This window comes from Agrococcus terreus, assembly GCF_014645235.1.
Lineage (GTDB): Bacteria > Actinomycetota > Actinomycetes > Actinomycetales > Microbacteriaceae > Agrococcus > Agrococcus terreus.
On sequence record NZ_BMLM01000002.1, the window covers coordinates 365,774 to 377,828 of the forward strand.

The following is a 12,055-nucleotide window of genomic DNA, read 5'->3' on the forward strand; positions in this document are numbered from 1 at the left end:
GCTCCGGGGCGCGGCTCAGGGGCAGGCTGCGGGGAGGTGCGCGAGCGTGTCGCGCCAGCCGACCTCGTAGTCGGCGGCCGCTGCCTCGCGGGTCTCGTGGCGCACCGTCACGAGGGTGCCGACCGCCTGCGCGGCGGCGCGCGGTTCCTCCGCTGCGCCCGTCGCGGCAGACCCCGCGTCGTCGGCGTCGACCGGCTCGTCCGTGAGCAGCACCTCGACGACGTCGACCTCGGCCTCCGGCTCGCCGTCGTCGATCCAGCGCCACGTGAGCACGATGCGGTCGTGCGGCTCGAGCGCCCGGTACTCCCCCGTCGCGCCCCAGCCGGCCGCCGCGTCGAAGCGGTACGCGCCGCCGACCCGCGCATCCGCGGCGATCCTCGTGCCGGGCAGCTCGTGCCACCACCAGCGCGCGATCGCCTCGGGGTCGGTCCAGGCCCGCCAGACCGCCTCGCGATCCGCGGCCACCCGCTGCTCCACCACCAGCTCCACCATCCGCGCCTCCTCGCTCGTGCGGTCAGCGTGGCAGGCGTCGCTGGGAGCCGCGGACGAGTCGACGGCCCCGGCGCGCGGAGCGCCGAGGCCGTCGGGTCGGAGGGGCTACCCCAGGGAGCGGGCGCGCCGCTTGTTGTAGACGTCGAACGCGACGGCCAGCAGCAGCACGAGGCCCTTGATGAACTGCTGGTAGTCGGTCGAGACGCCCATGAGCGACATGCCGTTGTTCAGGACGCCCATGATGAGGCCGCCGGTGATGGCGCCGATGACGGTGCCGATGCCGCCCTGCACCGCCGCGCCGCCGATGAACGCCGCCGCGATGGCGTCGAGCTCGAACAGGTTGCCGGCGCCGGGGCCCGCGGAGTTCAGGCGGCCGGCGAACACGATGCCGGCGAGCGCCGCGAGGATGCCCATGTTCACGAAGAGCATGAAGTCGATGCGCTTCGAGCGGATGCCCGAGAGGTCGGCCGCGTGGCGGTTGCCGCCGACCGCGTAGATGTGGCGGCCGAAGCGCGTGCGCGTCATCACCACGGTGTACGCGACCACGAGCACGCCGAGCACCACGAGCACGATGGGCGTGCCGCGCGAGCCCTCGGCGAGGCCGAGCAGGTACGTGATGAGGACGATGAGCAGGATGCCGAAGCCCGTGCGGGTCCAGAACCACCAGGCCGGCTCGCCCTCGACGCCCAGCTTCGTGCGCTTCGCGCGACCGCGCAGCTGCGACGAGACGAACAGCACGAGCGTGAGCACGCCGAGTCCCACCGTGATCCACTCCGCCGGGCTCGTCGATGCCGGGAACAGCTGCGGGAACAGGTACCCGCCTCCGAGCTGCCGGTACTCGGTGGGGAACGGGGTGATCTGGGTGTTGCCGAGCGTGATCTGCGTGAGGCCGCGGAAGATCAGCATGCCCGCGAGCGTCACGATGAACGCCGGGATCCCGACCACCGCCACCCAGAAGCCCTGCCAGGCGCCGACGATGGCGCCGAGGAGGATGCCGACCAGGATGCCGGCCCACCACGGCCAGCCCCACTGCACGATCATCACGCCGGTCGCGGCGCCCACGAAGGCGGCGACCGAGCCGACCGAGAGGTCGATGTGCCCGGCGATGATGATCATCACCATGCCGATCGCGAGGATCAGGATGTAGCTGTTCTGGACGATGATGTTCGCGACGTTGCCCGCCGTGAGCAGGCGTCCGCCGGTCAGGCCCTGGAACAGCAGGATGATCACGACGAGCGCGATGAAGATGCCGATCTGCTGCACGCGCGAGAGCAGGAACGAGCCTGCCGTCCGCAGCTGCGACGGCGCGAGGTCCTTCGCGGCGTCGCGCTTCGTGTCACTGGGCGAGGACATGGTCCGACTCCTTCTCCTGGGTCATGCGCTGCATGAGGGCCTCCGGGGTGGCCTCGGCGATCGGGAACTCGCCCGTGATCCGGCCCTCCGAGAGCGTGTAGATGCGGTCGCAGATGCCGAGCAGCTCCGGCAGCTCCGACGAGATGACGACGACGGCCTTCCCGTCGGCGACGAGCTGGTTGATGATCGTGTAGATCTCGTACTTCGCGCCGACGTCGATGCCGCGGGTGGGCTCGTCGAGGATGAGCACCTCGGGGTCGGTGAAGAGCCACTTCGAGAGCACGACCTTCTGCTGGTTGCCGCCCGAGAGCTTGCCGACCACGGCGCCGACGTTCGGCGTCTTGATCCGCATGCTCTTCCGGTATCCCTCGGCGACGATCGTCTCCTCGTCGCCATCGACGAGCCCGCCCTTGACGAGCTTGCGCAGCGCGGCGGCCGAGATGTTGCGCTTGATGTCCTCGATGAGGTTGAGGCCGTACGCCTTGCGGTCCTCGGTCGCGTACGCGAGGCCCGCGGCGATCGCGGCGGGCACCGAGCGGAGGTCGGCCTCCTTGCCGTGGATGAACGCGCGGCCCGTGATGCGCGAGCCGTAGGAGCGGCCGAAGACGCTCATGGCGAGCTCGGTGCGGCCGGCGCCCATGAGGCCGGCGATGCCGACGACCTCGCCGGCGCGCACCGTGAGGTTCGCGTCGTGGATGATCACGCGGTCGGCCTCGGTGGGGTGGTGCACGCGCCAGTCCTCGATGCGCAGCACCTCGTCGCCGATGCTCGGGGTGCGCTCGGGGTAGCGCGACTCGAGGTCGCGGCCGACCATGCCCTTGATGATGCGGTCCTCGGAGACGTCGTCGTGGACGAGGTCGAGCGTCTCGATCGTGCGGCCGTCGCGGATGACCGTGACCTTGTCGGCGATCGCCTTGATCTCGTTGAGCTTGTGGCTGATGATGATCGACGTGATCCCCTGGCCCTTGAGGTGCCGGATCAGGTCGAGCAGGTGGGCGGAGTCGTCGTCGTTGAGCGCCGCCGTCGGCTCGTCGAGGATGAGCAGCTTCACGTCCTTCGAGAGCGCCTTCGCGATCTCGACGAGCTGCTGCTTGCCGACGCCGACCTCGTTCGCCTTGACGGCCGGGTTGTCTCCGAGGCCCACGCGCGCGAGCAGCTTCTGCGCCTCGACGTTCGTCTCGTGCCAGTCGATGAGGCCGCCGCGGCCGACGCGCTCGTTGCCGAGGAAGATGTTCTCGGCGAGCGACAGGTGCGGGCTGAGCGCCAGCTCCTGGTGGATGATCACGATGCCGCTGCGCTCGGAGTCGTTGATGGAGTGGAACGCGACGGGCTCGGCCTCGTACACGATCTCGCCCTCGTAGGTGCCGTGCGGGTACACGCCCGAGAGCACCTTCATGAGGGTCGACTTGCCTGCGCCGTTCTCGCCGCAGATCGCGTGCACCTCGCCGCGCTCGACCGTGAGGTTCACGTCGGAGAGGGCCTTCACGCCCGGGAACTCCTTGGTGATGCCCCGCATCTCGAGGATCGCCGTCATGGCGCCCTCCCTTCCCTGCGTCGTGCCGGCTCGCGCCGGCGGTGGGTGGCGGAGGGGGCGGGACCCAGCGGGCCCCGCCCCGACCGGTGCTGGTTAGAGCTCGTCCTCGGTGTAGTACCCGGACTCGACGAGCACCTCCTCGTAGTTGTCGATCGTGACGATCGTCGACTCGAGCAGGTAGGAGGGCACGATCTTGTTGCCGTTGTCGTACGACTCGGTGTCGTTGACCTCGGGCTCCTCGCCGTGCATGAGCGCGTCGACCATGGCCACGGCCTGCTCGGCGAGCAGTCGCGTGTCCTTGAAGATCGTCGAGTACTGCTCGCCCGCGATGATCGACTGCACCGAGCCGACCTCGGCGTCCTGACCCGTGATGACGGGCAGGGCGTCGGTCGCGTAGCCGCCCGAGGTCAGCGCCGAGATGATGCCGATCGAGAGGCCGTCGTAGGGCGAGAGCACGCCGTCGAGCTGCGTGTCGCCGATGACGGTGAGCAGGTTCTCCATGCGGGCCTGCGCCGTCGCGGGCAGCCAGCGGAGGATCGCCGCCTGCTCGAACTCGGTCTGGCCGCTGGGCACCTCGAGCACGCCCTCGTCCATGTAGGGCTGGAGCGTGTCCATCGCGCCGTTCCAGAAGAACGTCGCGTTGTTGTCGTCGGGGCTGCCCGCGAAGAGCTCGACGTTGAAGGGGCCGGTCTCGCCGGTCTCCTCGCCGTTCTCGTCGAGCACGCCCAGGCCCGTCAGCAGGCTCGTCGCCTGCTGCACGCCCACCTGGTAGTTGTCGAACGTCGTGTAGTAGTCGACGTTCTCCGTGCCGTTGATGAGGCGGTCGTAGGCGATGACGGGGATGTCGGCGTCGCCGGCCTGCTGCAGGACGTCGGTGAGCGTCGTGCCGTCGATCGAGGCGATGATCAGGGCCTCGGCGCCCGAGGAGATCATGTTCTCGATCTGCGAGACCTGGGTGGGGATGTCGTCGTTCGCGTACTGCAGGTCGACGGTGTAGCCCATGTCCTCGAGCTGCTGCTTGACGTTGTCGCCGTCGGCGATCCAGCGCTCCGACTGCTGCGTCGGCATCGCCACGCCCACGATCTGGCCCTGGCCGCCCGGCTCTGCAGCGCCGTCGCTGCCGGCCGGCTCTGCGGTGCCGCCGCGACCGCAGCCGGTCGCGACGAGCGCGATCACGCCTGCGGCGGCGACAGCGCCGAGGATGCGGTGCTTCTTCACTGTGGTTCCTCTCCTTGGTGCCGCGGAGCGGCTGGGGTGGTGCGACCGGGAGGTCGCCGCACGGGCTCGGCTCAGCCGAGGCCCTGTGCGAGTCGGTGGTAGGCGGCGTTCCAGCGCACCTCGCGCTCGAAGCCCTGGACGGTGGTGCCCTCGTGGATCTCGAGGAGCTCGATGCCGGACTGGCGGGCGAGCTCGCGGAAGGCGTCGATGCCGACCTGGGTCGACATGACGGTGTGGTGCGCGGCCCCCGCGGTGAGCCACGCGGCCGCGGAGGTCGCGAGGTCGGGGGCCGGGCGCCAGACGGCGTGCCCGACGGGCAGCTTGGGCATCGGCTCGGGGAGCGCGACGTTCTCGACGACGTTCGCGACCATCCGGAACCGCTCGCGCATGTCGCTGAGCGCGACGACGACGGCGGGGCCGGGGTCGGCCGTGAACACGAGCCGCACGGGGTCGTCCTTGCCGCCGATGCCGAGCGGGTGCACCTCGAGGCGGGGCCGATCGGTCGTGAGGCTCGGGCTGACCTCGAGCATGTGGGCGCCGAGGATGAGCTCCTCGCCGTCGACGAGGTGGTACGTGTAGTCCTCCATGAGGCTCGCGCCGCCCGGGAGGCCCGCGCCCATGTGCGCGGCGGCGTGCACCAGGATCGCGGTCTTCCAGTCGCCCTCTGCGCCGAAGCCGTAGCCGTCCGCCATCAGGCGCTGCACGGCGAGGCCGGGCAGCTGGCGGAGGCCGCCGAGGTCCTCGAAGCTCGTCGTGAAGGCGCCGAAGCCGCCCGCCTCGAGGAAGCCGCGCAGGCCCGCCTCGATGCGCGCGCCGTCGCGGAGCGAGCGGTGCCGCTCGCCGCCGGGGCGCAGCTCCTCGGCCACGTCGTAGGCGTCGAGGTACTCGGCGACGAGCGCGTCGACCGCGGCCTCGCCGACGGCGTCGACCGCCTCGGCGAGCTCGGTGACGCCCCACGTGTTGATCTGCGCACCGAGCTTGATCTCGGCCTCCGTCTTGTCGCCCTCCGTGACCGCGACGAAGCGCATGTTGTCGCCGAAGCGGGCGACCTTGAGGCCGCGCAGCGCCGCGGTGCCGAGCGCGGCGCGCGACCAGGTGCCGACCTCGGCGCGCACGCGCGGGCTCGCGGCGTGGCCCACGACGATCGTGCGGGGCGTGCCAAGGCGCGCGGCGATGTAGCCGAACTCCCGATCGCCGTGCGCGGCCTGGTTGAGGTTCATGAAGTCGAAGTCGATCTCGCCCCACGGCAGCTCGCGGTTGTGCTGCGTGTGGAGGTGGAGGAGCGGCTTCTGGAGCGCCTCGAGGCCCGAGATCCACATCTTCGCGGGGCTGAACGTGTGCATCCAGGCGACGACGCCCACCACGCGGTCGTCGGCGTTCGCCTCGAGCGCGGCTCGGCGGATCGCGTCGGGCGAGGTGAGTACGGGGCGGTGCTCGACGGTGACGGGGATCTCCTCGGCGTCCGCGAGCAGGCCGGCCACCTCGCGCGACTGCGCGGCCACCTGCGCGAGCGTCTCCTCGCCGTAGAGGCCCTGGCTGCCCGTGAGGAACCAGACGACCTTCGTGGCGGGGTCGGGGATGATGCTCGTCACTGCTGGGCCTCCTGGGCGGGGGTCTCGGCGGCCGGCTGGCCGTACACGTTCTGGTAGCGGTCGAAGAGGCTGTCGAGGTGCGCCTGCTCGATGGGGATGGTCGCGCCGCCCTGGCGGGCGAGGTGCATCGTGCGGGCGACGTCCTCGCACATGACGGCGGCCTTCACGGCGTCGCGCGCATCGCGGCCGATGGTGAAGGGGCCGTGGTTCTGCATGAGCACGGCGCGCGAGCGGTGGCCGGAGAGCGTGTCGACGATGCCGCGGCCGATCGAGTCGTCGCCGATGATCGCGAACGGGCCGACCGGGATCTCGCCGCCGAACTCGTCGGCCATGGCGGTGATGTGGCACGGGATCGCCTCGCCGCGCGCCGCCCAGGCGGTCGCGTACGTCGAGTGGGTGTGCACGACGCCGCCGACCTCGGGCATGTGGCGGTACACGTAGGCGTGCGCGGCGGTGTCGCTCGAGGGCGAGCGCTCCGAGCCCTCGGAGCCGGGCACGACGGCGCCGTCGAGGTCGCAGAGGATCATCGACTCCGGCGTCAGCTCGTCGTACGAGACGCCCGAGGGCTTGATGACGAAGAGGTCCTCGCCGGGCACGCGGCCCGACACGTTGCCGCCGGTCCACACGACGAGGCCGTAGCGGATGAGCTCGCCGTGCAGCGACGCGACCTCCTCGCGGACCCGGCGGATCGCATCCTCGCGGCTCATGCCGTGGCCTCCTGCGGCTGCGGCGCGGCGGCCGGCGCGGCCGCGCGGGCCTCGCGGCGGATGGCCTTGAGGCGCCGCATGACGTCGCTGCCGCCGCGGCCGAACAGGTCATGCAGCTCGCGGTACTCGCGGTAGAGCGCGTCGTACGGGGCGGCATCCGGGCCCGGCACGTACGCCTCGTGGACCACGTTGCCCATCGCGTCGCCCGCGACGACCGCATCCGGGTACGCGCCCGCGGCGACGGCCGCGTGGATCGCCGAGCCGAGCGCGGGGCCCTGCTCGCTGCCGATGACCGAGATGGGCATGCCGAGCACGTCGGCGTACGTCTGCATGAGGCGGCGGTTCTTGAGCAGGCCGCCGGCGGCGAAGAAGCGCTCGACCGGCACGCCGGAGGCGCCGAAGGCCTCGACGATGACGCGGGTGCCGAAGGCCGTGGCCTCGACGAGCGCGCGGTAGACCTCCTCGGGCCGGGTGGCGATCGTCGTGCCGACGAGCAGGCCCGAGAGGCTCGCGTCGACGAGCACCGAGCGGTTGCCGTTGTGCCAGTCGAGGGCGACGAGGCCGTGCGCGCCGACCGGCTCGGCCCACGCGAGCTCGGTGAGGTGCTCGTGCACGCTGCGGCCCGCCGCGCGCGCCTCCTCGTGGATCGCCGGCGGCACCTGGTTGGCGACGTACCAGGCGAGGATGTCGCCGACGCCCGACTGGCCGGCCTCGTAGCCCCAGAGCCCTGCGACGATGCCGCCGTCGACGACGCCGCACATGCCGGGCACCTCGGTGAGCGTCTCGCTCGACATGACGTGGCACGTGCTCGTGCCCATGATCGCGAGCATGTCGCCCGGCGCGGTCGCCTTCGCGGCCGGCGCCGTCACGTGCGCGTCGACGTTGCCGACGGCGACGGCGATGCCGGCGGGGAGGCCCATGAGGGCGGCGGCCGCGTCGCTGAGCGTGCCGGCGCTGTCGCCGAGCTGGCCGATGGTGGCGTCGAGCTTGCGCTCGAAGTCGGCGAAGCCGGGGTTGAGCGCGGCGAGGTACTCGCGGCTCGGGTAGGCGCCGTCCTGCAGGATGCCCTTGTAGCCGGCGGTGCAGGCGTTGCGCACGTAGGTGCCGGTGAGCTGCCAGACGATCCAGTCGGCCGCCTCGACCCACTTGTCGATCCGGGCGTAGACCTCCGGGTCCTCCTCGAGGATCTGCAGGGCCTTCGCGAACTCCCACTCGCTCGAGATGGCGCCGCCGTAGCGCGCGAGCCACGGCTCGCCGCGCTCGGCCGCGAGGGCGTTGATGCGGTCGGCCTGCGCCTGGGCGGCGTGGTGCTTCCAGAGCTTCGGGTAGGCGTGGGGGCGGCCGCCGAGGCCGTCGACGCGGCAGAGCGGCGTGCCGTCGTCGGTGACGGGCATCGGCGTGGAGGCCGTGAAGTCGGTGCCGACGCCGATGACGGTCGCCGGGTCGATGCCGGAGTCGCGCACGGCGGCCGGGACGGCGCGGCGCAGGACCTCGAGCCAGTCGTTCGGCTCCTGCAGCGCCCACTCGGGCGCGAGGCGCTCGCCGGTGGCGGGGAGGCGGTCGTCGATGACGGCGTTGGCGTACTCGTGGACGGCGGTGCCGAGCTCGGCGCCGTCGGCGACCCGGACCACGATCGCGCGGCCGGAGAGCGTGCCGAAGTCGATGCCGATCACGTGCTGGTCGCCGGGGGCGGCCCCCTGCGCGCTCGGTGCGGCGCTCTCTCGCATGCTGACTCCGTCGTCTCGTGCGGCTGCTGCCGCGGTGCAGTGCGGCCACTGTATGCGAAACGGTCACAACTTCGCCACTCCGTGATCGATTCGTGATGTCTGACCGGCTCCTGTCGCTGGTCGAGGAGCGCGCGGCGCAGCCGCACGCGCCTCGAGACCACCCCGCTTCGCTGGTCGAGGAGCGCGCGGCGCAGCCGCACGCGTCTCGAGACCACCCCGCTTCGCTGGTCGAGGAGCGCGCGGCGCAGCCGCTCGCGCCTCGAGACCACCGCCGCGACTCGCTGGGTGGTCTCGAGACGGCGGCGCCCTGCGGGCGCGGCCTCCTCGACCAGCGAGGGGACTAGCGGACGCGCGCCGTCGAGCCGCGCTCGACGAGCGTCGGCGGGATGCGCAGGTGCACGAGCCCGGCGCGGCCCGCGAGGTCGTCGAGCAGCACGCGCATCGCGGCGGCGCCGACCTCCTCGAACTCCTGCCGGATCGTCGTGAGCGCCGTCGGGTAGTGAGGCGCCTCGGGCACGTCGTCGAAGCCGACGACCGAGCGGTCCTCCGGCACGCGGAGCCCCGCGTCCCGGCACGCGTGCAGCAGTCCGAGCGCCATCTGGTCGTTGCCGACGGCGATGCCCGTCGCGTCGAGCGCGAGCACGTCCGGCCCGCGCTCGTAGCCGGAGCGCGGCGTCCAGTCGCCCTCGACGGTGCCGACGAGCTCGAGCCCGAGCTCGGCCGCGCGCTCCTCGACGCCGCGGGCGCGGGCGCTCGCGTCGATCGAGCCGCGCGGGCCGCGCAGCTGCGCGATGCGCCGGTGGCCGAGCGCCGCGAGGTGGTCGACGGCCATCCGCGCGCCGAGCCGCTGGTCGATGGCGACGCTGTGCCCGAACGCGAGGCCGGTCGGCTCGAGCGTGACGTACGGGACCTCGACGCGCAGCTGCCCGAGCGCCTCGAGCACCGCCGTCTCGGCGACGCTCACGACGAGGGCGTCGACGTTCGTCTCGCGGAGGAACGTGAGGCCCGCGGCGAGGTCCTCGACGCTGCCGGAGGCCGCGTTGGTCAGCGCGATCCGGTAGCCGGCGTCGCGCGCGGCCGTCTCGATCGCGATCTGCTGGGTCTGCGGGCCGTAGTCGGTCGTCGGCAGCGTGAGCAGCCCGATGGTCTGCGAGCGCTGCCGCACGAGCGCGCGGGCCGCGGCGTTCGGGCGGTACCCGAGCTCGACGATCGCCGCCTCGACCTTCGCGAGCGTCGCGGCCTTCACGTTCGGGTGCCGGTTCAGGGCGCGCGAGACGGTCTGGTAGCTCACGCCGGCGCGCGCCGCGACGTCGCGGATGTTGGGCCGCCGCTCCCGCTCGCTCGCCATCGTGCCTCCCGGTGCGCGCATCTCGCGCCCTGACAGCATCCCACCTCCCGGTCACGGATGGTGACCGTTTCGCATGAGCGTGCCGCGGGCGTCACCAGCCGTCGGCGAGCTCCTCGAGGCGCGTGAGCGAGTCCTGCCAGCCGTCGCGGATGTCGTCGACCTCGTCGAGCGGCGCCGACTGCTCGACGCGCACGAGCGTGCCGCCGTCGCGCTCCGAGAGCCGCACCTCGACGAGCTGCTCGGCCCGCGCGCCCTCCGCGGCCATCCAGTCCCACGAGAACACCAGCCGCCGGCCCTCCTCGACCGCGACGTAGCGGCCCTGCACGCCGACGCCGCCGGAGGCGGTGCGGAAGCGGTACCAGCCGCCGACCCGCGCATCCGCCTCGTACCGCGCGTCGTCGAACATCGGCCACCACCAGCGCTCGAGGCCCGCCGGTGTCGTCCACAGCTCCCACACCTCGTCGACCGGGGCGTCCACCCACGCGTCGACGACCGCGCGCTCCTCGCCGTCGGCCCCGCTCCAGTCGCTCATCCCGCCACCGTATCCGCCCGTCGCATCCCGACGCCGCGCGGCCCCGCACTATCGTGGCCGAGAGGGCGCACGGTCCCGCGCCCCGCCACGAGAGGCCACAGCATGACCGCCCTCCCCCCTGCCGACGGCCTGACGCGCGCCGAGCGCCTCGACCGCCTGCCCTTCACCCGCCGCCACGGCCGCCTGCTCGGCACCTCCGGCATCGGCTGGGCGCTCGACGCGATGGACGTCGGGCTCGTCTCGTTCGTCATCGCGGCGCTCGCCCAGCAGTGGAGCCTCGACCGCACCGAGACCAGCTGGATCGCGTCGATCGGCTTCGTCGGCATGGCGATCGGCGCGACCGTCGGCGGCCTGCTCGCCGACCGCATCGGCCGCCGCAGCGTCTTCGCGCTCACGCTCCTGGTCTACGGCCTCGCGACAGGCGCCTCGGCGCTCGTCGGCAGCCTCGCGGCGCTGCTCGTGCTGCGCTTCGTCGTCGGCCTCGGGCTCGGCGGCGAGCTGCCCGTCGCGTCGACGCTCGTCAGCGAGTTCGCGCCCAAGCGCATCCGCGGGCGGGTCGTGGTGTGGCTCGAGGCGTTCTGGGCGGTCGGCTGGATCGCCGCCGCCGTCATCGGCACCTTCGTCATCGGCGCCTCCGACGACGGCTGGCGGTGGGGCCTCGCGATCGGCATGGCGCCGGCGCTGTTCTCGATCGTCGTGCGGCTCTCGACGCCCGAGTCGGTGCGCTACCTCGAGTCGCGCGGCCGCTTCGTCGAGGCGGAGCGCACCGTGCGCGGCTTCGAGGAGTCGGCGGGCGTCGCGGCGCCGCGCGACGAGCCCGCTGACGCGGCAGCCGCGGCCGCGCCCGCGGCGGCGGACGGCGAGCGCCCGTCGATCTGGTCGAAGGCGCTGCGCGGCCGCACGATCGCGCTGTGGACGGTGTGGTTCTGCATCAACTTCTCGTACTACGGGGCGTTCATCTGGATCCCGTCGCTGCTCGTCGAGCAGGGCTTCACGCTCGTGCGGTCGTTCGAGTTCACGCTCATCATCACGCTCGCGCAGCTGCCCGGCTACGCGGTCGCCGCGTACCTCATCGAGCGCTGGGGCCGCAGGCCCACGCTGACGCTCTTCCTCGTGGGCTCGGCGCTCGCCGCGGGCTGGTACGGCACGGCGGATGCGGAGGCGGCGATCATCGCGGCCGGCTGCGCGCTGTCGTTCTGCAACCTGGGCGCCTGGGGCGCGCTGTACGCGATCGGGCCGGAGCTGTACCCGACGGACGTGCGCGGCACGGGCACGGGCGCCGCGGCGGGCTTCGGCCGCATCGCGTCCATCCTCGCGCCGCTCGCGGTGCCGCCGCTGCTGGGCATCGGCGGGACGCCCGTGCTGTTCGGGGTGTTCGCGGCCGCGTTCGCGATCGCCGCGATCGCGGCGTGGCGCATCCCGGAGCTGCGCGGCACGGCGCTGCAGTAGGCCGCTCCCCCGCGCGCTGTGGTCTCGAGACGCGGCCGGCTCCGCCGGCAGCTCCTCGACCAGCTGAGGGAGCACCCGCCGGTCGAGCCGCTCCGCCGCCGCA

General features: G+C 72.7%; 10 protein-coding genes. 1 reads left to right on the forward strand and 9 read right to left on the reverse strand.

Features of this window, described 5'->3' with window-relative positions; all coding sequences use genetic code 11:
• Positions 1–15: 15 nt before the first annotated feature.
• From IEW90_RS11565 to IEW90_RS11605, 9 genes are all read right to left on the reverse strand, one after another.
• Positions 16–492, reverse strand: coding sequence for an SRPBCC family protein (locus IEW90_RS11565; RefSeq protein WP_188718437.1), 477 nt, complete (start codon positions 490–492; stop codon positions 16–18).
• Positions 493–597: 105 nt separating this feature from the next.
• Positions 598–1,845, reverse strand: a complete 1,248-nt coding sequence (mmsB, locus tag IEW90_RS11570; protein ID WP_188718438.1) for a multiple monosaccharide ABC transporter permease — start codon at positions 1,843–1,845, stop codon at positions 598–600.
• Entirely contained in the window at positions 1,829–3,379 is a 1,551-nt protein-coding gene (gene mmsA / locus IEW90_RS11575) for a multiple monosaccharide ABC transporter ATP-binding protein (protein WP_188718439.1), read from the reverse strand. The genes mmsB and mmsA overlap by 17 nt, the downstream gene beginning before the upstream one ends.
• A 93-nt stretch (positions 3,380–3,472) precedes the next feature.
• Positions 3,473–4,597, reverse strand: a complete 1,125-nt coding sequence (chvE, locus tag IEW90_RS11580; protein WP_229679649.1) for a multiple monosaccharide ABC transporter substrate-binding protein — start codon at positions 4,595–4,597, stop codon at positions 3,473–3,475.
• A gap of 71 nt (positions 4,598–4,668) precedes the next feature.
• Positions 4,669–6,189, reverse strand: a complete 1,521-nt coding sequence (gene araA, locus IEW90_RS11585; RefSeq protein WP_188718440.1) for an L-arabinose isomerase — start codon at positions 6,187–6,189, stop codon at positions 4,669–4,671.
• Entirely contained in the window at positions 6,186–6,896 is a 711-nt protein-coding gene (locus IEW90_RS11590) for an L-ribulose-5-phosphate 4-epimerase (protein ID WP_188718441.1), read from the reverse strand. Before IEW90_RS11590 ends, araA begins: the two co-directional genes overlap by 4 nt.
• Positions 6,893–8,623 carry a ribulokinase gene (gene araB / locus IEW90_RS11595; RefSeq protein ID WP_188718442.1) on the reverse strand — a complete coding sequence of 577 codons (1,731 nt, stop codon included), beginning with the start codon at positions 8,621–8,623 and terminating at the stop codon, positions 6,893–6,895. The genes IEW90_RS11590 and araB overlap by 4 nt, the downstream gene beginning before the upstream one ends.
• 340 nt (positions 8,624–8,963) lie before the next feature.
• Positions 8,964–9,992: a LacI family DNA-binding transcriptional regulator gene (locus IEW90_RS11600; RefSeq protein WP_188718443.1), complete on the reverse strand. Its 1,029-nt coding sequence runs from the start codon at positions 9,990–9,992 to the stop codon at positions 8,964–8,966.
• A gap of 70 nt (positions 9,993–10,062) precedes the next feature.
• On the reverse strand, positions 10,063–10,503 hold the full coding sequence (locus IEW90_RS11605; protein WP_188718444.1) for an SRPBCC family protein: 441 nt from the start codon (positions 10,501–10,503) through the stop codon (positions 10,063–10,065).
• A 102-nt stretch (positions 10,504–10,605) separates the two neighbouring features.
• Between IEW90_RS11605 and IEW90_RS11610 the strand changes: the two genes are divergently transcribed.
• A complete protein-coding gene (locus IEW90_RS11610; RefSeq protein WP_188718445.1) occupies positions 10,606–11,952 on the forward strand; it encodes an MFS transporter in 1,347 nt (448 codons plus the stop codon).
• Positions 11,953–12,055 lie beyond the last annotated feature (103 nt).